Source organism: Georgenia sp. Z1344, from assembly GCF_049856295.1.
GTDB lineage: Bacteria > Actinomycetota > Actinomycetes > Actinomycetales > Actinomycetaceae > JB111.
Map to the genome: position 1 here is coordinate 361,502 of NZ_JBNDMZ010000001.1, position 22,199 is coordinate 383,700.

Consider the following 22,199-nt stretch of genomic DNA (forward strand, 5'->3'; position numbering starts at 1 on the left):
AGCACCACCACCAGCACGACCCACGAGAAGAGGACCATGACGGAGACCATGCGGGCAGTCGTCCTGCACGAGCACGGCGAGATCGACGGCCTCACCCTGGAGGAGAACCACCCCCGCCCCCAGGCGACGCCCGGCTTCGCGGTCGTCAAGGTCCGCGCCACCTCGCTCAACTACCACGACATCTTCACGGTCAAGGGCATGCCCGGGATTACCGTGCCGATGCCGATCGTGCCGGGTCTCGACGTCGTGGGTGAGGTCTCCGAGCTCGGCGAGGGAGTGACCGGCTGGAACGTCGGCGACCGCGTGCTCGTCAACCCGCTGCGCGAGACCGGCGAGCTCATGGGCGAGATGGTCGACGGCGGCCTCGCCCAGTACGCCCTCGTCGCCGCCGAGCAGCTCATCGCGATCCCCGACGCCGTGACGTTCGAGCAGGCCGCCGCCCTGCCCGTCGCCTACGGCACCGCCCACCGCATGGTCGTCGGCAAGGGCAAGGTGAGCGCCGGCGACCGCGTGCTCGTCCTCGGGGCGTCGGGCGGCGTCGGCACCGCCGCCGTCCTCCTCGCCAAGCAGCTCGGCGCCTGGGTGGTGGCCGCCGTCGGGTCCGAGGAGAAGGCGCAGCGCATGCGCGAGCTCGGCGCCGACGACGTCATCAACTACAAGGAGCAGGACTTCTACGCCTGGACCAAGGAGCACCTCGGCAAGCCGAACCGCTTCACCTCCGACACCGGCTTCGACGTCATCGTCAACTTCACCGGCGGCGACACCTGGAAGCCCACGCTCAAGAGCACGGCGCTCGGCGGCCGGATCCTCGTCTGCGGCGCCACCGCCGGCTTCGACCCGGTCGAGGACCTGCGCTACATCTGGACCTTCGAGCTCCAGATCATCGGCTCCAACGGGTTCGGCCGGGAGGACTTCGTCGCCCTCCTCGACGACGTCGCCGCCGGGAAGCTCGCCCCCGTCGTCGACGAGGTGCTGCCGCTCGACCGCGCCGCCGAGGGCCTCGCGAAGGTGCGGGACCGCGGGGTGGTCGGGAAGGTCGTCGTCGACCCGTGGCTCGAGAGCGGCCAGGAGTCCGCCGCCGGCACGCAGGCCAACCAGGAGCCCGCGGCCGCGACCACGCCGGCGACCGCATGAGCCCCCGCGAGCAGCTGCCCCTCCTCACGGCCGCCGAGGTCGAGGCCGAGCTCCTGCGCAGCCCGTACCACCGCTGGCTCGGTCTGCGCGTGGTCGACGTGACGCGCAGCAGCGTCGTCATCGAGGTCGAGGCCCGCGAGGAGTTCATCGCGGACGTCGACGCCGGGTACGTCCACGGCGGCATCCTCGCCACGCTGCTCGACCTCGCGGCGGACTGGGCGCTCGTCGGGGCGCTGGGCACCGGCGTGCCCACCATCGACCTCTCCGTCAACTACCTCCGCGCCGCCCAGCCCGGGCTCCTGCGGGTGACCGGCCGCGCGATCCGCCCCGGCCGGCAGGTCAGCCACGCCGAGGCCGAGGTCCACGACGCCGACGGGCGCCTCCTCGCCGTCGGCCGCGGGTCATTCCTCTCGGCCGTGGCCGAGCAGGGCCGCGCCGCCGCCGACGCCCGCCGCGCCGCCGCGCACCAGCAGGCCGACCAGCAGGAGGCCGGCCGGTCCGGCACCACCTCCGAGCCCACCGGGCCCGACACCTCCCACCAGGAGCACACCCCCGCATGACCGCCCAGTACGACAACCTCGGGGCCGCCGTCGCGACCGACCACCCGGAGGCCGAGGCCCTCGTCGAGGTCCGCGCCGGCGTCACCACGCGGTGGACGTACGCCGACCTCGAGCGGGCGATCGAGGCCCAGGCCGACCGCCTCGCCGCCGGCCACGCCCCCGGCGCGCGCATCGCGATCCTCGGCCTCAACTCCGGCGCCTGGCTCGTGGCCTTCTACGCCGCCCAGCGCGCCGGCCTCGTCCCCGTACCGGTCAGCCACCGCCTGCCCGCCGACGGCGTGCGCTACGTCCTCGACAACTCCGGCGCCGACCTCCTGCTGGCCGACGACCCGGCGTCCGTCACCGACGTCCCCGCCGGCGTGACGATCGCCCCGCTCGACTCCGTCCTCGACGGCGCCGCCCCTACGGGTCGCACCGAGCCCATCGCCCGCGCCCCGCGCCGCACAGTCGACACCGCCGAGCCCGGCATGATCCTCTACACCTCCGGCTCGACGGGCCGCCCCAAGGGCGTCGTCCTCTCGCACGCCAGCCACCTGTGGGTCATCGCCGTCGGGATGGGGTCCGGCGGGGGAGCGGTCGGCGACCGCGCCCTCGTGGCCGCGCCGCTGTACCACATGAACGCGCTCGCCAACGTCCAGGGCGTCCTCGCCGCCGGCTCTACCGTGGTCCTCCTCGAGGCCTTCGACGCCCGCGCGTTCCTCCAGGTCAGCGCCGACGAGCGCGTGACCCGCGTGACCGGCGTGCCCCCGATGTTCGCCCTCCTCCTGCGCGAGCACGACCTCGTCGACTCCCTCGACCTCACCTCCGTCGCCTTCGTGTTCGTCGGCTCCGCGCCCGCGAGCGACGACCTCCTGTCCGCCATCGCCACCCTCTTCCCGCGCGCCCACGTCCGCTTCGGCTACGGGACCACCGAGTCCGGCCCGGTCGCCTTCACGGAGGACCCGGGCCGCCCGACGCCGACAGGCAGCGTCGGCCTCGCCTCCCCGCACGTCGAGCTGCGGCTCGTCGGAGCCGACGGGAGCGTCGACCCGCGCCGCGGCGTCCTCGAGATCCGCTGCCCGGCCCTCATGAGCGGCTACCACGAGCGCCCCGACGTCCCCAGCCCGCTGACCGCGGACGGCTTCTACCACTCGAAGGACGTCTTCGAGGTCGACGACGACGGCTACTACTTCTTCGCCGGCCGCGAGGACGACATGTTCTCCTCGGGCGGCGAGAACGTATACCCGCGCGCCGTCGAGCAGGTCCTCGAGGCGCACCCGGCCGTGCTGCACGCCGCCGTCGTGCCCGTGCCCGACGAGATCAAGGGCGCCAAGCCGGTCGCGTTCGTCGTACTCACCGACGGCGCCACCACCGGCGAGGACGAGCTGCGCCGCCACACGCTCGACCACCTCGAGCCCTTCGCCCACCCGCGGCGCGTCCACGTGGTCGACGAGCTCCCGCTGTCCGGCACGAACAAGGTGGACCGCCACCTCCTCGAGCGCCGCGCCCTCGAGCTCGCGGCAGCCCTGGACGACCAGGCGGGGAGCCCGGACGACCCGGCGGCCGAGCGGTTCGCGCCGAGTGCGCGAGCGAGCACGTCGCCGCGCGCGGACGGAGCGGCCTCGTGAGCGTCGCCCCCGCCCGGGTCCGGAGCCGGCTGCGCGTCCGCCGAGCGGGCGACGTGCTGCTGCCGCTCGGCGTCGTCGTGCTCCTTCTCGCCCTCCTGCAGGTCCTCGCGGTGACCGGGGCGATCCCGTCCGACTACCTGCCCCCGCCCACCGAGATCGGGGGCGAGCTCGTCACGCTCCTCGGCGGCGCCACCCTGTGGGGGCACATCGGCTCCACCGTCACCGGGTGGGCGATGTCCCTCGGGATCGCCGCGGTGCTCGGCACGCTGGTCGGTATCCTCCTCGGCTCCGTCGAGTCGCTCCGGGCGCTCACCACGCCGCTGGTGGAGTTCCTGCGCCCCCTGCCGTCGATCGCGCTCATCCCGCTCGTCATCCTCCTCATCGGCGGCGGCCGCACCGGGGAGGTCTTCCTCGCCTCGTTCGCCGCGTTCTGGCAGATGCTCGTCGCGGCGATCGACTCGGCCCGCTCCGTCGACCCGGTCGCGCGGGAGACCGCGGCCGCGTTCGGACTCAACGGCCGGCAGCGCATCGCCTGGGTCTACCTGCCCTCGATGCTGCCGCAGCTCATCACGGGCGTGCGGATCGCGTCGGCGATGGCGCTCGTCATCGTGGTGACCACCGAGATCCTCATCGGCGTGCCCGGGCTCGGGCAGGGCCTCAACCTCGCCCGCTCCGGCGGCGAGCTCGCGCGCATGTACGCCTACATCGTCGTCATCGGCATCGTGGGGCTCGTCCTCAACGCCGCCATCCGGTGGGTGGGGGACCGCGCGATCTCCTGGCACCCGTCCGTGCGGAAGGGGACCCGATGAGCCGCGCGACCCGCCTCAACCTGCTCAAGGTGCTCGGCGCCGTCCTCGCCCTCGCGATCTGGTGGGCCACCTCCGCCTCGTCGACGAACATCTACTACCCGCCGATGCCCGACGTCCTCACCGGCGTCGTGGACTACTGGCTGACCGGCCCGGGCACCGAGCACCTCGTGTCCTCGCTCATCAACCTGTTCGCCGGGCTCGGCATCGCCATCGTGGCCGGCATCGGGATCGGGCTGCTCGTGGGGCAGGTGCGGATCGTCGACCGGGCCATCTCGCCCACGTTCGAGTTCGTCCGCGCCATCCCGGCCACCGCGCTCGTCCCGTTCGCCATGGTCCTGTTCGGCATCGGCACCGAGATGAAGATCTTCATCATCGCGCTCGGCTGCTTCTTCCCGATCCTGCTCAACGTGGTCGACGCCTGCCGCGCCCTGCCGTCCCAGCTGCACGACACGACCCGCAGCTTCAACATCCGCGGTCCGTTCCGGCAGCTCTTCGTCGTCGTGCCCGCGATCGCACCCCGGGCCGCGTCCGGGATCCGCGTGGCGATCCCGCTCGGCCTCATCCTCGTGGTGACCAGCGAGATGACGGGGACGAACCTGGGGATCGGCCACATCCTCATGACCGCCCAGAGCTCGTTCAACCTCGCCGCCGTGTGGGGCGCGATCGTCATCCTCGGCACGCTCGGGGTGCTCCTCAACCTGGCGTTCGCGGCGCTCGAGCGTCGTTCCCTGCGCTGGCACTACGACCAGGCCGACTGACGCACGACGACGAACGGCCACCACCGACCCGGCACCCGATCCCGTCCCCGTCCGCCCCACCTCCCGACCCCCAGAAAGCCGACATGCTCCGCATCGAGAAGCTCACCAAGACCTACGGCGACGGCCCGACCGCGTTCCAGGCGCTCGCCGACATCACGCTCGACGTGGCCGACGGCGAGTTCCTGTCGATCGTCGGCCCGTCCGGCGCCGGCAAGACGACGCTCCTGCGCTGCCTCGCCGGCCTCCAGCCCGCCACCTCGGGGACCGTGGAGTTCGACGGCCGGGCCGTCACCTCCGTGCCCGACGAGTTCGCCGTGGTCCTCCAGGACTACTCCCGCTCGCTGTTCCCGTGGTTCACGGTGGCGTCCAACGTGGGGCTGCCGCTCAAGGCGCGCGGCGTGGGCAAGGCGGAGCGCGCCGAGCGGGTGGAGCGGGCACTGGCCGAGGTGGGGCTCGAGGGCGTGGGCAGGAAGCACCCCTGGCAGCTCTCCGGCGGCATGCAGCAGCGCGTGGCCATCGCCCGCGCTCTCGCCTACCGGCCGAAGGTGCTCATCATGGACGAGCCGTTCGCGTCCGTGGACGCCCAGACCCGCGCCGACCTCGAGGACCTCGTCCTCACGCTGCGGGCCGAGTCCGAGATGACGGTCGTCTTCGTCACCCACGACGTGGACGAGTCCGTCTACCTCTCCGACCGCGTGGCGGTGATGACGAAGTCGCCGAGCCGCATCGGGACGATCGTCGACATCGACCTGCCGGCCGACCGCGACCAGATCCGCACCAAGGCGCTGCCGCGGTTCGCCGAGCTGCGGGCGCGCGTGTTCTCCGAGATCCGCGAGCTCGTCACCGCCCCGCAGCCGGATCCCGAGTACACGATCTGATCCGCGCCGCGGCGGGCGACCAGCCCGTCGCGCGACCCGACTGCACGACCTGACTGTTCGACCCGCACGACCTGTTGCACGACCCATCCAGACGAAGGACCCCTGATGACCAGTACCCCCCGGCGCCTCGTCGCCGCCGCAGCGTTCGCCGCCTCCGCCCTCACCCTCGCCGCGTGTGGTGGCGGGGGAGAGGAGGTGGCCGAGAACGAGGAGGGCCTCGTCGAGCTGACGGTCATGCAGATCACGACGATGGACGCCGGCCCGCTGCACCTCGGTGTGGAGGAGGGCTTCTTCGAGGAGGAGGGCCTCGACGTCACCGTGCAGATCGCGGAGGCCGGCTCGGCCATCGTCCCCTCGGTGGTCAACCAGGAGAGCCCGATCGGCTACGCCAACGTGGTCAGCGACCTCCAGGCGATCGACCAGGGCCTCGACGTCCAGTTCGTGTCCAACTGCTGCGGCACGGGCTCGGACCCGGAGGCGGACACCTCGGGGATCTTCGTGCTGCCGGACAGCGGGTTCGAGACCGCGGCGGACCTCGAGGGCGCGAACATCGCCGTCAACTCCGTCAACAACCTCGGTGACCTGACGATCATCACCGCCCTCGAGCAGCAGGGCGTGGACGGGGCGTCGCTCGAGTTCACGCCGATGAACTACTCCGACATGCCGGCGGCACTCGAGCGCGGGGACGTCGACGCGATCTGGTCGGTCGAGCCGCACCGCTCGATCTCCGAGAGCCACGACTTCGTCAACCTCAGCTCGAACTTCGTCGAGTCGTTCCCGGAGACCCAGCTCGGGTACTACATCACCTCCGGCGCGTTCGCCGAGGCCAACCCCGAGGTGGTTGCCGGTTTCCAGCGGGCGATGGATCAGGCCAACCAGTACGCGACCGACAACCCCGACGAGGTGCGTCGCGTCATCGCCGAGCAGCTCGACCTCGACCCCGAGCTCGTGGCCGGCGCGAACCTCGCGACCTACGTGCCGGGGCTCGACCAGGACAGCGTGCGGGCGTTCGCCGCGGCCGCCGTGGAGCAGGGGATGATCTCGGAGGAGCCGAACTACGACGAGATCTTCGTCGAGCCGGCCGAGTAGTCGGCTGGCATCGGGACGATCCCGGGCTCAGGCGGTCGCTTCGGCGACGGTCTGAGCCCGCGGTCGTTCTCCGAGGGCGACGAACACCGCGGCGTTGAGGTCGAAGGCGTACTTGGCCTCGGCGGCGCAGCGCTCGCGCTCGGCCTCGGTGAGGTCGGCCGCGTCCATGGCCGCGCGCCAGGCGTCCTTGTAGGGCTTCGGCTTGGGGATGTCGGTGAACGTGTAGAAGGTCAGCTCGTCGGGCGTCATGCCGTAGTGGCGCTGGAGCATGCGCGCGATGACCTGGCCGCCGGAGAGGTCGCCGAGGTAGCGGGTGTAGGCGTGGGCGAGGTAGGTGGGGGCGTCGTCGATCGCCTCGAGGCGGGCCACGTACTCGTGGGTCACGGGGAGGACGTCGAGGTCGGCCCAGTCGGGACCCGCGAGGAGGTGCAGGTCGGCGGCGATCGAGGGGACGCGGAGCAGCTCGTCGCGCACGAACTCCCCGGCGACGGGGTGGTCTGCGAGCCGCCGGCCGGCCGCCTCGAGGGCGGTGTAGATCGCGTGGTGCTGGCGCGCGAGGTCGATGTAGGCGTCGCGTCCGAGCGCGCCGCCCATGAGGTCGGTGACGAAGGTGCGCGTCTCGGCGTGCGTGTGCTCCTCGGCGGTGGCGGAGCGCAGCAGCTCGGACAGGGCGACGCTCATGGGCAGGGCCCCTTCGGAGGATCGGCGATCTGTTGCTGACGAGGTGTCAGCACGTGAGGTGATCGTGCCAGTGAGGGGGCGACTTGCGCAAGCAGAGCGTTGTGGAACTCGGCGTGCCGTGCGTCCATGGGTCGCGGCGTGCAGCGGCTCGTTGACCGCCGTCGAGCACAGGGATGGGTCGCATGCGCGAAGCCGGCCGGGCGCTCGACGGCGCCAGTGGGGGAGAAGCGCCTCAGTCGGTGGCGAAGACCGCGCTGACCTCGGTCGAGACGGTGATTGTCGAAGGACGGAGGTCGAACCGGTCGTCGTCCGGCTCGTCGGTGTCACCGGACGGCTGGGACATCATGAGGTCCATGCTCATGCCGCGGGGGCGCTGCCGGCGCCGGCCGCCCTCGTAGCGGAACGTGCCCTCGGTCAGCTCCGAGAGCGTGACCGGCCCGAGCTCGAGAGCGTCGGCGAAGGCGACGGCCCGCTCGCGCGCGTCGATCGCGGCCTCGGTGCGGATCTCCCGCATGACGGCGAGCCGCGTCTCCTTCGTCAGCGACCAGCTGATGTCGTTCAGGCGCACGTGCTGCACGGCGCCGACCTCGGCCGCGAACGTTCCGAGGGCGGTGAGGTCCTGGAAGCTCACACGGACGGAGCTGCGCGCACGGTGTCGCTCCACCGGCAGGCTCTCGCGGTTCTTGCCGGTGCCCTTCTCGACCCAGTCGACCGTGGTGTCGATGCGGAGGTTGTCCGCGGACCAGGTCGTGACCTCACCGGTTCCGACGAGGGTCTCGACGGCGGAGACCACCGAGGCGTGCGCCTTGCCGGCGTCGCTGACGACCTCCGCGCGGTCCTTGCCGTCGACCGACACCGTCAGGTGCACGGTCGCTCGCTCGGGCTCGATGCTGCGCGCAGCGAGACCGTCGACATTGATGACTGCCATGTCCGTCCCTTTCATGTGGGGTGGGTGGTGCGTGGTGCCGACGGGTCGGGCCCGCCGGCGGGGGGTCGCTGAGGCGCGACCGAGGGTCAGGCGACCGTCCCGTGGTTGGTGACGGCCCAGTCACCGAGCAACCGCGAGAGCTCGGTGAGGCGGTGCGCGTGGAGCTCGCGGCCGTCGAGCGCCGGGTCCGAGATCTCGTCGTCGAGCCAGTTGAGGTCGACCTCGGTGGGGAGCTCGTAGAGGAGGGCGATCAGGAGGGAGATCGCGTCCCAGTCGTCGTCCTCGGCCCCCTCGGCACGGAACGCCTTGCGGGCCTCGATGTCCGTGAAGACGTGCTCGAGGACCTCGCCCCGGGTTCCGGTGAGGTCCTGGGCCCGCTCGAGACCGGCGCGCGCGATGTTCCGCGCAACCCGGACGCGTGGAGTTGTCGGGGACTGGCGAGCGAGGCGGGCGAGGCCGACCTCGGGCACGTACTGGACGACGGCGCACCACGCACCGCCGTCGGGCTCGACGCCGGACATGGTGGCGACGGCCGAGGGCAGGAACCGGGCGAGCGCTCCCGCGACGTCGGCCCCGTCGCGCCCACCGGGGATCCGGATCCGGTGGAGGAAGAACCGGGCCTGGTGCTCGTACAGGGCGTCGCTCGACGGGCCGACGGAGATGCCGGTGACGCGGGCGCCGGGCTCCAGGTCGAGGTGTGTGCCGAGATAGCTCATCGGGTGCTCCTCTGGGTGACGATCTTGTGCCAGTTCTCGTACTCGTGGGCGGCGGTGATGAGGGCGGCCCGGGTGACGTCGAACATGACCGCGTCGAACTCGTAGGCGTCGCCCTCGATGTCGGGGTCGATGCTGATCTTGAGCGTCACGTCGAACGGGCTCGAGTCCTCGACCTCGACCACCAGTCGGCAGTCCTCGTCGCCGACGTTGTGGTCGAGCTCCTCGGGGTTCTCGACCTCGGCCGCGGAGAGGTACATGTCGGCCAGCTCGAGAAGGAAGGTCGTGTCGATGCGGCGTCCGAGGTAGCGGACGAAGCGGTCGGGCGACACCAGCTCGACGTCGACGAGCAGGGAGTCCGGTGGTGTCGGCGAATTGACGAGCGTGAGGTCCGGGACGGGGATGAGCGAGAAGGACGCCCCGGCGGACGTGAGGAGCTTGCCGGTCATGCCGACGGCCCGTCGGTGCACACGCGCCTCACGCGCGTGGAAGTGGATGTGGGCAGCACTCGTGGCCTCCGAGTCTCGAGGGTCTCGGGAGGCGTCCAGCGCGCCGTCCCGATGACCCCAAATCTATCGACGACCACTGACATCGAGATGGGTGGATCAGGCGCGGAATCGTGCGGATCCGGGTGATCGCGGACACTGTTCTGAGAGTGTTGGATCGGGACTTAGCAACCGCGGATCCGCCCGCGATCAGTCGGCCGCCGAGCGCTCTACGACCGGCGGCCGACGGGGGTTTGTCAGGCGTTCCGGAACAGTCCTGAGTAGTGCTCGGGAAGGGTCTGGAGCTCGTGGCTGCGCTCGATGTGCTCGGGCCACAGGTGCTCGAGGCGGCGGAACTCGGCGTCGTGCCCCCGGCCGGGCGTGAGGTGGTGGCACAGCTCGTGCCAGATGAGATCCATGAGGACACCGTCGGAGACCTGCTCGACCGGCGCCTGCAGCGACTGGTTGATGTTGATCACCGGCTTTCCCTTCGCCTTGGTCGACCGTCGCCAGTTCCACGTGCCCCAGAACGTCGACGCCACTGACGTCGTCCATCGGATGGAGGGCAGGGCCTGCTTGTCGAGCCGTCCCTCGTAGCCCCGCTCATGGGCGAGGAGCTCGCGGCCCGTCTCGACCGTCGCCTCGAACAACGCCTGGAGATCACGGTCGGGATCGCGAGCGATCGGCGTGCCAGCCGTCGTCCTGGGCAGGTCGACCGACTCCGGCGTCGCGCCTCCCGGAACCACGTCGAGCAGCTCGAGATTCGCCTGCGTGACGGCCTCGTAGAACGTCTGGAACGTCGGGTAGATCGCGCGGGCGAGCGAGCTGTCGTACCTCGTGCGCAGGAACTCGATCCGGTCGTGCTCGGACATCGGTGGTGCGTCGATAAGGGCGCGCGCCGTCATGCGGACGTCGACGTCGGCGTCGAGCGGAACGAGAGGAGGGGGAGCACCGTGCGAGCGGCAGTAGCCGACGAATGCCTGCACCTCGTCGGTCGACGGACTCGGCGGCGGTACGTCCTCGAACAGGGCCTGGACACTGGCGACCGCCTTCGTCCCGGTGGTCAGCGACCAGTCGGCGGCGTCCTCCCACACGTACCTGGCGTGGTCGAACACGGCGATCCGCCGGATGTCGAGGTGGTAGTACCCCACGAGACGAGCACCCGTCAGGGTCGCCGTCAGACCGTACTCCTGGACCCGTTCGGTCATGACGAGGGCGATGCGACGGATGAGGTCCTCGCCGATCTCCACCCCGTCGTCGTCGAGGATCGGGGGCAGGGTGGTCTCGCTCCCGTCGAGCTCGTCCTGTGCAACCCGTCCGGCGACGTCGGGGATGTTGACTGGGCCGACGACACCGAACGGGATCGACCAGTCGTCGACGAAGTCGACGACGTGGGCGTCCGGGTCACCGCCGGCGCTCGGGCCACGCAGGATCCGCCCGATCATCTGGCGCATGACGACGTGGCTCGCCGTCGGACGACAGAGGAACGCGGTGCGGGCCGACGGGATGTCGACACCCTCGAGGAGCATGCCGACCGAGATGAGGACACCGGGGTCCGGAGACGTGCGGAAGTCCTCGATGACCTCGCGTGAGTCGTCGTCGATCCCGCTGTGCACCATGTGGGTGCGGACGTGGGCGGCGCGGAAGGTGGCCGCCAGGGACTCCGCGTGGGCGATGTCGCAGGCGAAGACGAGGGTCTTGCCCCACTCGAGTCGTCGATCGAGCCACGTGCGGACGATGAGCGCGTTGCGTGACTCGCGGTTGAGCTGGCGGAGGACGTGCGGCGGGAGCTCGGCACCCTTGACGATGCGGTCGACGTCCTCGGGGCTCACGTCGATCTGGTCAGGTGTTGCCACGTCGTGCATGACGGGTCGGGCAAGAAGCCCCTTGTCGACCAGCTCGCCCGTGGTGACCTCGACGAGTCCCTCCGCGAACGTCTCCCGAAGGAGCTTCGCTTGCCCGGCGCCGGCCGGCCACGGGGTGGCGGTGAGCCCGACGAGCATCATGTCCGTGCTCGTCTCGCGCACGTGCGCGAGGACGCGCTGGTAGGTGGGGGAGACCGCGTGATGCGCCTCGTCGACGACGACAACCACCGGACGGGTGAGGAAGTGGTCGACGATCCGCATCTTCGTGTCGAACGAACCGGTTACGAGGGTCTGCCGGGTGGTGCAGATGACGTCCGTGCTCGCGTCGGCGAAGCCCGCCTCGATCCCGGCCTGCCCGTGCACGTTGCGGATCACGCGGGTGAAGTCCGTCGGCTCCTCGGCGGCCAGTGCCTGGAACTCACGAACCGCTTGACCGATGAGCTCGCGCTGGTCCGCGATCCAGAGCACCCGCAGATCGGGTCGCCGGCGCATCTCCGTCATCAGCCACTTCACCATCGTGGCCGTCTTCCCGCCGCCCGTGGGGATCACCATGAGTCCCGATCGCTCGCCCTCGGAGTCACGCAGGCGGTCGAGCGCCGCCATGGCCTCGGTCTGGTGCGGGTATGGGGTGGAGTAGCGAGGCGGGAGGCCCTTGCCCTGGAGCTTGGCGGGCGGGCCGAAGGTGAGCTTCGGCGACTTCCTCCCCTTTTTCGGCGTCGTGCGGCTCGCCTTGTGCGCGGAGATGAACTGCCCCCACAGGAGCTTCGTGTACGAGGTCGTGAACCTGCGCTTGAGCAGCAGGTCCAGTCGCTGCGCTCGTGTGGACAGTGGGTCGTAGTTGTTGAGGGCCTCGGTCAGCTTTTCGAGGATGTGCTCGTCCGCGGTGGGCAGCCAGACGTCGCGCAGCACGCGCGTGACGGGGGAGGTGTTGGCTCGGAACCGCGTGGCGGGTGGCCGGCCGAAGGTCCTGTGCGCCTGCTTGTGGAGCTTGTCGTCGGCCAGCGTGCCGAGCTTCGAGACGTCGCCAGGGTCTGCGAGTTCCGTGTAGGCGGCTCGGAGCATCTCCCGGACGAGTGCGGGCTCGACCTCGCTCCACTCGAACACCTTGGTCTGTCTGGTCTCGGTCATCGATGACGCCCTTCGAGAGGTCGACGGCAGGTGGTGGGAGCCTACGGCCGGAGGTCGGGGTGTGCTGTGTGAGTCACACGGTGGGGAGTGAATGAATATCCCGTGGGGATCAGCGTTCCCGCGTCGGGATTCCAGTCGAAGATCTCCAACTTCCCGCTACCCGGATCGATGGAATCGTCCGTGGCGAAGGTGACTCCGGAGAGGATGCCCAACACGCACTGGCCGGGGTGGTTGCGGGCGAACTTGACCTCGTTCGGCGTGACATCTACCGATTGGCCGGCGGTCACGGTGCCCTTGGCCTCGAGATACAGCTTGCGCCCGTCTTTCGTGGCTAACGCGTCATAGGGCTTCGTCGTGCGAACGTCCTCGACCGTCCAACCCTCGTTCTTGAAGTGCTCGGTCAATCGTTGCTGCGCGAGGTCCTCCGTCAGCTTCTTCTTCACTGGGTCAACACGACGGCCTTGGGAGGTGCCCCGCTTCGTGGTGTCGTCGTTCCGCTTCTCCGCCCCGCCGTCCTTGCCGTGGTCGCTCTCTTTCCCCGAGCGGATTCGCGGGTCCTGCGCTCCACGGATGCCGCTTCCCGGTGAAAGAACCTTGGCGACATGCGTCTGCCACGTGACATCGACGGCCTCGATGTCCGCTGCGTTGATCGAGGTGCCGGACGCCTGTGGCCTCCAGGACGTGTGAGGGGCAATGCGAATGAGTTCCTTGGTCGGGAGAGGATGCAGCTGGTCGAGGAACGTGTCCCAGACGACGTCGACGTAGTTGATGAGCTTCCGTCCGCCCCGCCAGTCCTTGTCCTGATACACGTCCCGCTCGGCTGTGCCGCTGGCGATGATGCCCCGCGGTTCGACTCCCTGGCGGAGAAGGTAGACGCGGTCTCCCTTGCGGATCTTCTTGCTCAAGCCGGTTGACCATCTGTCAACGACGCGGCGACCAGCACTGATTTCCGAGAGGTACTGATCGATCTCCTCATCCAAGAGCTGCTGGTACTTGGGATTGTTCGTCAGCAGGTAGGCGGGCGTCTCTCGATCTGGGGTCACCTCAGCAGTTTCCGTATGGCTCGTCATCGATGCCCTTCCGTCATTGAGTCGCCCTGGATGGCGGATTGAACTTGCGCTGCACCCACATGATCAGCTCCGCGCGCAGCGAGTGTCGCCGTGGCAAGGCTCGGCGGCAGCATCTCGGCGAACTTCAGCTGGCGAACCGCCCGCTCGTCGACGATCGGCAACGCACCGCGGAGGTCGTCGCCGAACTCCCGACGGGCTTCCACCATCGCCTCCGACACCCGAAATGCCGTCACGTCACTGCGAAGAGCGATCTGGAAGTTGTCGAACGACATCGTGTCGCCGAGGATCTCGCCGTCGATCGCGTCGAGACACGCGGCCAGGACGGCATTCGCCCGTGAGCCCGCCCAGGTCCACCATCGCGTGCGAGTCTCACCCTTGCGAACCACTGTCCGTTCCAGATCGACGCGCCCCGAGTACTCGGCGCGCAGCGCGTCGAGTCGCCGTCGGGCGCGGCCCGTGAGTGACACCCCCTCGGGTTCATTTCCCAGCAGGATGCGCCGGATGGCCTGTGCCAGCTCGAATGAGTACGGCTGCGAGGTTCCGAGCCATCGCGGATCTGCTCCGTGATCCGACGGCTCGACGAAGGCGACGCGCCGCGTCCAGTCGATGTGCGAGATGAGCCAGGCGCGGCCTCCCAGGGTCACTCGGCGCGGTCCCTCCACCTTCCGTGTGAGCACCGTGGGGTCGACGGAACCGATCTCGTTCCGGCCGTGGAGCACGAGGAACTCGGGGTCGGCCGTGAACACGGCCATGAGGTCACGGAAGTGCACTTTCCCGTACCGGCGCTCCGCCTCGGGTCCGACGAACAGCATCCCGCCGTCGAGGTCCAGGTGCTCCTCGTCGAGCAGCCACTGGACGATCTCCGACACATCGTCCGCGGGTGCGAGCCGGAGCTTTCCGAGCCACTCCGGCCACACCTCCTCACCGACACGGCCCTCCTGCAGCGCGATACCGATCAGCTGCTGCGCCAGGATGTGGCGCGGCACGGGCGGCGCGACGACCGGCTCGACGAACCCCTCCGACCACAGCAGCAGGAGACCGGCGGCCCGCAGGAACGCCTGATCGTCGGTCTCGAGGAAGATCATGTTCCTGCTGGTCCCGGCCCGTCGCCCGGTTCTCCCGAGCCGCTGGAGGAGGGAGGCGACGGTGCTGGGTGCGCCGACCTGGATCACGCGGTCGAGGTCGCCGACGTCGATCCCCAGCTCGAGCGTCGACGTCGAGACGATCACGCAGTCCCGGGCGACGGTGAATGCCTCCTCGGCACGTCGACGTTCGTCCACGGACAGCGACGAGTGCGACACGTACGTCTCCACGTTGCGCTCGCGAAGTGCCAGTGACATCTCCTCGACGGTGCGCCTCGAGTCTGTGAATACCAGCCGCTTCTCGCCGTGGTGCAAAGCAGCCACGACGGTTGCCGCGTTGTCGACCGTTCCCACGTAGTCGAGCTCGAGATCGGCGCTCGGGGGAGCGGAGGGGCGGGCACTGTGTGAGTGGTTGGCAATGCCCGACGACGGCGCCACCACCGATGCCTCGACCCCTCGGCGCGCGTTGCTCCCCTGAAGCCAGGCGAGCAGCTCGGGGGCGTTTCCAACGGTGGCAGACAACCCGACTCTCTGGAGTGGACGACCTGCGACCCTGGAGAGTCGTTCGAGGACGGCCAGGAGGTGCCACCCGCGATCGTCGCCTGCGAAGGCGTGCACCTCGTCGACGATCACGGCACGCAGCTCGGAGAACACCTGGTGAGCGTCGACCGAGACGGACACGAGCATCGACTCTACCGATTCAGGGGTCGTCAGCAGGATGTCGGGCGGTGCGGTGAGCTGGCGCTTGCGTGCCCCCTGCGTGGTGTCGCCATGGCGGACCTGGGCCGACCGGCCAAGCCACGAGGCGTACCCGTCCAGCCGGGGCTCGAGGTTGTTGATCAGTGCCTTCAGCGGCGTCACGTAGAGCACCGAGACCCCGCGCCAGCTCTCCTGCTCGGCCCGGCTGAGCAACGGGAACATGGCAGCCTCGGTCTTGCCCCCCGCTGTCGGAGCAAGCAGCAGGGCGTCGTGCCCGCGCATGAGAGGACCGATCGACTGTTCCTGGAGCGGTCGCAGGGACGGCCAACCCAGCGTGTTGACCACGTGGTGTTGGATCACCGGGTGCAGTGCGGAGAAACCGTCCGGTGCCGGCCCACCACTCACCGTGCGCTCACAGGTCGAGCTCGATGTCGCCCGCCGTCGAAGGGGCGGGTGCTTGCCCGCGCCGTGCGGCGTTGTCCTCGACGTCGGTTAGTTCCCCGGCACCGACCGTGAGCGAGTAGTCGCGGCGAGGGTCGAAGTCCTCGAACTGGTCGACCCGATCGAGAATGTCACCGACGAGCTTCTTGAGGTACAGGCGGGGCGCGATTCCCACCTTGCCACCAAGAGACCCGGCGACGGCGTCAGCCAGGTCGCCCACGTAGGACTCGTCCACGCGGGCCTCAATGCGGTCGGCAGAGCCACTGCCCTCGGCATAGATGTCGCGCACCCTGAGTCCGAGCTCGATGAGCTTCGTCCGGTCGAAGCCGGTCAGGCGCACCTGAACGGCTCGCGGGTTGTCGAACCGGGCGTCGGTCTGGAAGTCGGTGGCCAGACGCCCGGCGAGGGGTGCGAGGCGGGAGACACCGGATGGGCCGTCGTAGAACGCGGGCGTTCCGGTGATGACGAGGTAGAGGCCGGGGTAGCGTCCGGAGTCGACCTCGTCGATGAGCTGGCGCAGGGCGTTGAGTGCCTTGTCGCGGACGTCGGACCGCATGCGCTGCAGCGTCTCGACCTCGTCGAGGACAAGGAGCAGGCCGGGGTGGCCGGCGTCGCGCAGGACGGTGAGCAGTCCCTGGAGGAATCCCATGGCGCCGAAGTGGTCGAGGTCCTGACGCACACCGGCTGAGCGTTTGGCTGCGGCTGCCACGTGTGGTTGTCCTCCGAGCCAGGCGGCGAGCCCGTCGGCGGTCTCGGTGTCGCCCACGGATCCTGCGCGGCGATACCCCCTTAACGCCATCGCGAATGTGGGCGCCTTCGTGGACACCTCGGCCAGTCGGCGAGAGAGCAGCTCGTCGACAGCCTCGGCGAGTGCCCCTTCTCCGGCAGTCTCAAGCGCCGGGTCGGCGTCCAAGGCGTCGGACTCCACGGTGAACAACCATGAGTCGAGAACCGACCGGAAGGCGCTTGGCGGGACGGAGGCGGTTCGGAGGGACTCCGTCACCCGCCGGTAGACGGTCTCGAGCTTGTGGAGGGGCGTCTCGGTCTCGGAGATCTGGACCTCGGCCGCTGCGAAACCACGTCCGATCGCCCTTTCGGCAAGGTGCCGGACGAAGAACGTCTTGCCCGTGCCGTACTCGCCCCGCACAGCCTTGAAGACGGCCCCACCGCCAGCGGCGGTATCCAACTCGGAGTTGAGGGCGTCTGAGAAGTGGTCCAGACCCACCGCCAGCACATCCAGCCCCGCCTGTGGCACCGTCCCGCGGCGCAGAGCATCGACGACCAAGCGGCGACGCCGTGAGCTCAGCAGATGTGACTCGGACACGAGCCCACTCTAATGGAGTTGGTTGAGATCATGAGTTGGTGATGCAGTGATCTGCTAATGCTTGCAAACTGAAAGCACTCCTGGTTGAAGCCGTTCGTGCTAGCGCCATTTGAGTCTCACCCAGGTCTGGGTACGCATGTCACATGTATGGGTCTGCATCCATGGCACGGTTAAGATTTGGTTCAGGATTCGACGTCCTAATGATTGAATCTACCGATTTGTGGTTGACCAATGGGTGCGCGTGCCCTATCTGCGCGGCGGACACCGACGCTTTAGTAGCGTCAATCTCCTCCTTGAGTCGTCGAATCTCGGCCGGCATCAGTGCACTGTCTTCTCGCGCTTCAACCATAAGCTTATCGATGAGAGATTGCGCGTTCTTGTAGACCTTGTATTTCTCGTTGAGCGATTTCAGTACGCGCTTTCCCTCGGCAAATAGTTTCCAGTCCCTGTCCCAGCGCTCGGCGATCTCTTCAACTACTGAGTCCCGCACTGTTTCGTACTGCTTGATCTGATGTTGGATCCGAGCGAGCTCGAACTCTAACGAGCCCAGAATCTTGTCGGAGTTTTGAGAGAAAGTTGATTCGCCTGCATGATATTCAGTGCCATTCACCCGAGCGCTCACAAACTGCGTAATGCTTGCTTCTTTCGTGGAGTTGACCGACGAGCGGAGATCCTTTTCGAGAGCATCTGCGGTAAAGTAGGGTGAACTCTTGAATGCCAGGCCAAGCAGTTCGGTGTCAAGAAGCAGATTCTCGAGCATTCTTGCGCCCCAGACGAATGTATTGCCAGATTCTTCGATCCGTGCGACCTCTTGATCCGTTAGATAATCTCGATCGACCACGCACAGCCAAGGGATCCCTGGTTCCAGCTTGCGAAGAGATGTCGCGACGTTTAGCGCTTCCCTTCTGCCGCCTGCAATCAGAACCTTTGCGTCTGCAAGCACGTCGGGAAGTAGCATCTTCAGCCGTTGTTGGTCATCTTGACCTTCGACTACCAGGAGGAAAGATGATTGAAAGAGATCTCGTCGCGGAATTCCAAGGTCGGCGAGGGCTCCTGCACTCGTGTCGTCGCTATTTGTGGATTGCACCTGATTCGTCGCTGAACCCCAGGCGGGGTGGACGATGATGACGGCATCCGACGGTGCTGCGGATATTAGATTCGGTGAGTGCGTGACAGTTAGGGCCTGTCCACGGCTGGCCACCGACAACATGGCAGTTAGAACTGAAGACTGGAGTGAGGGATGTAGGTGCTTTTCAGGTTCATCGAGAAGGAGCACTCCGCCGTGGGCCGATAGCTGCGCGACATAGTAGAGCATTCCGAGCATCTCTCGTTCGCCGTTCGAGAGATCTTCGAGTTCATGTGTGATGCCGGAGGGGAGTCGGACATTAATGGCGGTCTTGGTTGTGTCGGGGTCATAGGCGGGGCGAAGAATCTCCTTGCTTGTGGCCGCATGAAATATCTCGCTCAACCTTGAATACTCGTCCTCGACTTCTATTCCTGAGCGGCCGGCTACATAGTTTCGATAGTCGAGTGACGTGAGATAGGTGCCGATGTCAGGCATGTGCATACCCGCCTTCCATCGTATTTCTTGGTCGTACATGTCTCGTCGTGCAGCGGCTGCTGCCGCGCGATCGAGCATTGACATGTCAACTGTGTTTACGCTGGTAGTGGAAAGTTGCCGGCGTGCCGATAGGAGGTCAATAGAGGCAAATGGATGTGATTTGGAGAACTGCGGATTCTGGAGCGTGGTCACCATTTCGTCTCGAGGACTGTAGGTGCCCGTACTTTCGCGATTCGTGGAGACTGCTTCGAGGGTGTGCGATATAGCTGCTGAGACTTCAGGCAATTCGCGCGCAGTTCGCCACGAATTGACCAGTTCATATTCATGTTCGTCGAGAGTCAACTCGATAGCGATGCGAAGTTGATTCCCGTAAGGGCCAACGAAATCCGGGAGATTGATGTTTCCAGACCAGGCAGCAGTAAGCGCCTCGAGTATGAGGCTCTTGCCGGTGCCGTTCTTCCCGGTTATAAGCGTGAGTGGTCTTGTGTCGAGATCGCTGGCATGTGCGTGCCTGATTCCGCGATAGTTCTCAATCTCAAAGGATCTAATGCGCATTATTCTGACCCATTTGGAGGTTTGTGTGGTGAGCACTCAGTGAGAATTGTTCTCTCAGGAGGTCGACGTCGAGGATCACCGTTGCACCCTCTGTCCGGAGAACAGGGAACCCCTCAACGTTAATCAAGTTCTGCAGCTGAGAGACAGCACCACGGGCACGGACCGGTGACAGTGCCATCTCGCGAGCGAGGATGTCGCTCGACGTACGGGTCGACGGAGCTGCCGCCAAGGCATCAATCGCCGCCGACACCTGCTCATCACTCAGGGAGGCCCGCGCACTGAGAGCACGCTGCGAGGCGAACGTCTTCGACTTCACCACCGCCGTCCCGAGCGAGCCCTTGCCTGCGGGACGACGCGGCTCGAGCCGTGCCATTGGTGCAGGCTCCGGCACGTTGCCGAACAGATCTGGCCCGTCCTGGACGGGCGACTTCCTGGCTGTTCGCACCACCCCAGGTTCGACGGTCTTCTCGACGACGGGTCCCATCCACCAGTCGGGCTCCTGAGCGGGTGCTGCCTCCAGACCGAACGCCTCGCCGACGGTCTCGTCCGGCGCAAGGACCACCAGGGGAACCACCACCTCGGCGGGGCTGGCGCCGCCGTGGTAGCCGGCCTTGAGCGGGCCGTACCGCAGCCGCTCGTCGAACGGGAGCACTGTGCTTCTGTCGTGCAGCAGCACCCGCGCCCCGGTGACGAGGACTTCGCCATCAGCGGCCGCCGTCGTGGTGCCGCGCGACCGAGAGCTTGAGGAGTCCGGTGCCGCGACCTGCCGTCCTTCGCGCCGCTCCACCACGTGCCCGTGGTCCGCCGTGATGACGACTATCCGGTCTGCCGCACGCGCCCGGTCGAGCAAGGGCTGCAAATGCTTGACCGCGTCTGCGGTCCAAGCAGTGCCCGCCGGGTCGCTGCGGTCCAGCGCGTCGTCGATCGTGTTGAGAACGCACGCTACGAGTCGCTGGTCGGGATCGTCGATCGCGGATGCAACGTCGTCGGCGACAGCGAAGCCCGCGCGTGTGGTGTCGAGCGGCTTCTTGTGGAACAAACTCGTCGTCCCGAGAGCCAGTGCGTCCACTAACTGCGCGAAGTTCTGCCTCTCGTTCGACTGGTCGCCACGCGTGAGCTTCCCGCTCAGGAGCGACGTCCGGCTCACCTCAGTGAGCGACGGCAGCGCGGCGAGCGCTGATGCCCGTGCCGAGGCGCCAGGGACAAGGAACTCGATCCACGTCCGGGACTGCAGCAGGTCGCCGACAATCTCTGTCGACACCCCGGTGCTGAGGCCGTCGAGCACCAGGAGGAGGACATTGTGCTGCCGAGCGATCGGCGCGACGACGTCCGCGACGACGTTCTCGAGCAACTGCACCTCAGGATCGCCCAACCCGCGCAGGTCTTCTGCTCCGTGTGCCCCGGCGACCGCGGTTCCAAACTCTCGGTCATGTGCGTCGCGCACTTGACGGACGGCCGAGAGCACCTCGTTGAATGCCGTGCCGAGGTCGTTGTCAGCGGTGCCCTCGTGAACGTCGTTGACGGCGGAGTCCACCCATGCGTCAGTTGATGCCTGTCGCTTTGTCAGCGTGGCGAGAGCGGCATTCGACCCGCCCGTCAGCTGACCTCTGTCGGAGCGTTCGAGGCCGAGCCACCGCACCAGGCGAACAGCTCCTTCGATCGGCCGCATGCGCGAGGATTGCGTTGTTCCTCGGCGAGCGAGTCGATGTGCACGGACGAGCTCCCACGCCGCTTCCATAGCCTCGGAGACTTTTGACGTGCTGGCGACGGCGGGTGTCGGACCTGACAGATCTGCCACCACACGTCGCATCGCACCCGCCAGCGCAGCGACACGAACGCTTAGCCCGCTCGGGAGGATGCCCGAATGACCAGCCAGATGCTGCTTATCCGCCACGGCGAGGAGCTGTTCCGCGCGTCGCACCACGTCGCCACCAGAGTCAGTGACGCCCGGGCTGGCCATGCCCTCCATCAGTGTCGTCGACGTCTCGGCAAGTGACTCCAAGGCGCCTGCGGGCGTCGACGCACGTCCATTGCTCCACATCTCCTCGAGCTTCGCAACGCCGGCGCGACCGTCGTGGCCGGCAGCGAGCAACACGTCGAGCACGAGCCCCAGCGGCACTGCGTCAGAGATCTCGCCGCGCCGAACCAGCGCATCGAGCAGCGGCGCTGCTGCTCCAGCACCAGCCGAGATCCACCGCAGCGTCGCTTCAGCGACGATGTCACCGGCTCTGGCACGGAGATCGGCGATCTGGGCCGTCAGTCCCTTCGTCGTGGACCAGTCGAGGACGCCGAGCGCGTCAAGATCACGGGGGCGTAGCCCAAGGTGGATGCGTGCGACGCTGTGGAGGACGTGCGAGCGGGTGAGCGCGCCGGCCGGCGCGGGGGGCCACCCGGACTCGGGACGGATCTCGAGCAGTCCGCGTGCGAGATCGGCCTGGTGCTCGCCGGCATAGAGCGCCGGGTCGATGCCGGTGGCGGCGAACTGTTGCCGTACGGCGTCCCACGGATCCGGAGTTCGTAGCTTGTGGCCAACGAGGTGCGAGAGCACCCCGGAGCCGAGGTCGGACTCGGGCCGGTCGGTGACGAGGACGAGCCACCCGGTGCCGTCGTGAGCGAGGAGCTCCTCCCATGCGGCGAGTGTCGATACGCACGGCCGGACACGCACGGTCGTGCCGCGGTGCTCGAGGTCGATCGCCTCGGTTGTCGCGGGGTCACCGTAGATGCCGATCGCCGAGGCTGAATCGGGCCGGTCCGGCCCGTAGCCGTGACTCTCGGAGTCCTCGACCAGCGACACGACGAGGGAGCGTCCGACAGGCAGTGCCTCCGCCCGTG

17 protein-coding genes are annotated in these 22,199 nt (G+C 68.0%); 7 read left to right on the forward strand and 10 right to left on the reverse strand.

What is annotated here, in order from left to right:
* Positions 1–36 precede the first annotated feature (36 nt).
* The 7 genes from ACPYO6_RS01720 (at position 37) to ACPYO6_RS01750 (ending at position 6,835) form a co-directional block, all read left to right on the forward strand.
* Positions 37–1,134, forward strand: a complete 1,098-nt coding sequence (locus ACPYO6_RS01720; RefSeq protein ID WP_425713156.1) for a zinc-binding dehydrogenase — start codon at positions 37–39, stop codon at positions 1,132–1,134.
* A complete protein-coding gene (locus ACPYO6_RS01725; RefSeq protein WP_425713157.1) occupies positions 1,131–1,694 on the forward strand; it encodes a PaaI family thioesterase in 564 nt (187 codons plus the stop codon). Before ACPYO6_RS01720 ends, ACPYO6_RS01725 begins: the two co-directional genes overlap by 4 nt.
* Positions 1,691–3,301 (forward strand): class I adenylate-forming enzyme family protein, encoded by a 1,611-nt coding sequence (locus ACPYO6_RS01730; protein ID WP_425713158.1) that lies wholly within the window; start codon positions 1,691–1,693, stop codon positions 3,299–3,301. The genes ACPYO6_RS01725 and ACPYO6_RS01730 overlap by 4 nt, the downstream gene beginning before the upstream one ends.
* Positions 3,298–4,110, forward strand: coding sequence for an ABC transporter permease (locus tag ACPYO6_RS01735; protein WP_425713159.1), 813 nt, complete (start codon positions 3,298–3,300; stop codon positions 4,108–4,110). Before ACPYO6_RS01730 ends, ACPYO6_RS01735 begins: the two co-directional genes overlap by 4 nt.
* Positions 4,107–4,868 carry an ABC transporter permease gene (locus tag ACPYO6_RS01740; protein WP_425713160.1) on the forward strand — a complete coding sequence of 254 codons (762 nt, stop codon included), beginning with the start codon at positions 4,107–4,109 and terminating at the stop codon, positions 4,866–4,868. Before ACPYO6_RS01735 ends, ACPYO6_RS01740 begins: the two co-directional genes overlap by 4 nt.
* An 83-nt stretch (positions 4,869–4,951) precedes the next feature.
* Positions 4,952–5,746 carry an ABC transporter ATP-binding protein gene (locus ACPYO6_RS01745; protein WP_425713161.1) on the forward strand — a complete coding sequence of 265 codons (795 nt, stop codon included), beginning with the start codon at positions 4,952–4,954 and terminating at the stop codon, positions 5,744–5,746.
* A gap of 105 nt (positions 5,747–5,851) precedes the next feature.
* Positions 5,852–6,835: an ABC transporter substrate-binding protein gene (locus ACPYO6_RS01750; RefSeq protein ID WP_425713162.1), complete on the forward strand. Its 984-nt coding sequence runs from the start codon at positions 5,852–5,854 to the stop codon at positions 6,833–6,835.
* A 27-nt stretch (positions 6,836–6,862) separates the two neighbouring features.
* On the opposite strand, the gene ACPYO6_RS01755 is transcribed toward ACPYO6_RS01750, so the two are convergent.
* The 10 genes from ACPYO6_RS01755 to pglZ all read right to left on the reverse strand — a co-directional run bounded on the left by ACPYO6_RS01755 (position 6,863) and on the right by pglZ (position 22,161).
* Positions 6,863–7,516 (reverse strand): heme oxygenase (biliverdin-producing), encoded by a 654-nt coding sequence (locus ACPYO6_RS01755; protein WP_425713163.1) that lies wholly within the window; start codon positions 7,514–7,516, stop codon positions 6,863–6,865.
* A gap of 232 nt (positions 7,517–7,748) precedes the next feature.
* A complete protein-coding gene (locus ACPYO6_RS01760) occupies positions 7,749–8,444 on the reverse strand; it encodes an SIMPL domain-containing protein (protein WP_425713164.1) in 696 nt (231 codons plus the stop codon).
* Between the two features lie 86 nt (positions 8,445–8,530).
* Positions 8,531–9,160 (reverse strand): hypothetical protein, encoded by a 630-nt coding sequence (locus ACPYO6_RS01765; protein WP_425713165.1) that lies wholly within the window; start codon positions 9,158–9,160, stop codon positions 8,531–8,533.
* Positions 9,157–9,606 carry a hypothetical protein gene (locus ACPYO6_RS01770; RefSeq protein WP_425713166.1) on the reverse strand — a complete coding sequence of 150 codons (450 nt, stop codon included), beginning with the start codon at positions 9,604–9,606 and terminating at the stop codon, positions 9,157–9,159. The genes ACPYO6_RS01765 and ACPYO6_RS01770 overlap by 4 nt, the downstream gene beginning before the upstream one ends.
* A gap of 293 nt (positions 9,607–9,899) precedes the next feature.
* The gene (locus ACPYO6_RS01775) at positions 9,900–12,635 is read right to left on the reverse strand and encodes a DEAD/DEAH box helicase (RefSeq protein WP_425713167.1); all 2,736 of its coding nucleotides are present in this window, start codon (positions 12,633–12,635) and stop codon (positions 9,900–9,902) included.
* A gap of 41 nt (positions 12,636–12,676) precedes the next feature.
* Entirely contained in the window at positions 12,677–13,705 is a 1,029-nt protein-coding gene (locus ACPYO6_RS01780) for a DUF3883 domain-containing protein (protein WP_425713168.1), read from the reverse strand.
* Entirely contained in the window at positions 13,702–15,891 is a 2,190-nt protein-coding gene (locus ACPYO6_RS01785) for a DEAD/DEAH box helicase (RefSeq protein WP_425713169.1), read from the reverse strand. The genes ACPYO6_RS01780 and ACPYO6_RS01785 overlap by 4 nt, the downstream gene beginning before the upstream one ends.
* 7 nt (positions 15,892–15,898) lie before the next feature.
* Positions 15,899–17,251: a BREX system ATP-binding protein BrxD gene (gene brxD / locus ACPYO6_RS01790; RefSeq protein WP_425713170.1), complete on the reverse strand. Its 1,353-nt coding sequence runs from the start codon at positions 17,249–17,251 to the stop codon at positions 15,899–15,901.
* Between the two features lie 139 nt (positions 17,252–17,390).
* Positions 17,391–19,367: an ATP-dependent nuclease gene (locus tag ACPYO6_RS01795; protein WP_425713171.1), complete on the reverse strand. Its 1,977-nt coding sequence runs from the start codon at positions 19,365–19,367 to the stop codon at positions 17,391–17,393.
* Positions 19,357–22,161, reverse strand: coding sequence for a BREX-2 system phosphatase PglZ (pglZ, locus tag ACPYO6_RS01800; RefSeq protein WP_425713172.1), 2,805 nt, complete (start codon positions 22,159–22,161; stop codon positions 19,357–19,359). The genes ACPYO6_RS01795 and pglZ overlap by 11 nt, the downstream gene beginning before the upstream one ends.
* Positions 22,162–22,199 lie beyond the last annotated feature (38 nt).

What these genes read in the sequence shown, in the direction of transcription:
- ACPYO6_RS01725 (WP_425713157.1), top strand. Translation starts at nt 1,131, where the DNA reads ATGAGCCCCCGCGAGCAGCTGCCCCTCCTCACGGCCGCCGAGGTCGAG.
- ACPYO6_RS01730 (WP_425713158.1), top strand. Translation starts at nt 1,691, where the DNA reads ATGACCGCCCAGTACGACAACCTCGGGGCCGCCGTCGCGACCGACCAC.
- ACPYO6_RS01770 (WP_425713166.1), bottom strand. Translation starts at nt 9,606, where the DNA reads ATGACCGGCAAGCTCCTCACGTCCGCCGGGGCGTCCTTCTCGCTCATC.
- ACPYO6_RS01750 (WP_425713162.1), top strand. Translation starts at nt 5,852, where the DNA reads ATGACCAGTACCCCCCGGCGCCTCGTCGCCGCCGCAGCGTTCGCCGCC.
- ACPYO6_RS01720 (WP_425713156.1), top strand. Translation starts at nt 37, where the DNA reads ATGACGGAGACCATGCGGGCAGTCGTCCTGCACGAGCACGGCGAGATC.
- ACPYO6_RS01760 (WP_425713164.1), bottom strand. Translation starts at nt 8,444, where the DNA reads ATGGCAGTCATCAATGTCGACGGTCTCGCTGCGCGCAGCATCGAGCCC.
- ACPYO6_RS01780 (WP_425713168.1), bottom strand. Translation starts at nt 13,705, where the DNA reads ATGACGAGCCATACGGAAACTGCTGAGGTGACCCCAGATCGAGAGACG.
- ACPYO6_RS01755 (WP_425713163.1), bottom strand. Translation starts at nt 7,516, where the DNA reads ATGAGCGTCGCCCTGTCCGAGCTGCTGCGCTCCGCCACCGCCGAGGAG.
- ACPYO6_RS01745 (WP_425713161.1), top strand. Translation starts at nt 4,952, where the DNA reads ATGCTCCGCATCGAGAAGCTCACCAAGACCTACGGCGACGGCCCGACC.
- ACPYO6_RS01795 (WP_425713171.1), bottom strand. Translation starts at nt 19,367, where the DNA reads ATGCGCATTAGATCCTTTGAGATTGAGAACTATCGCGGAATCAGGCAC.
- ACPYO6_RS01775 (WP_425713167.1), bottom strand. Translation starts at nt 12,635, where the DNA reads ATGACCGAGACCAGACAGACCAAGGTGTTCGAGTGGAGCGAGGTCGAG.
- ACPYO6_RS01765 (WP_425713165.1), bottom strand. Translation starts at nt 9,160, where the DNA reads ATGAGCTATCTCGGCACACACCTCGACCTGGAGCCCGGCGCCCGCGTC.
- ACPYO6_RS01740 (WP_425713160.1), top strand. Translation starts at nt 4,107, where the DNA reads ATGAGCCGCGCGACCCGCCTCAACCTGCTCAAGGTGCTCGGCGCCGTC.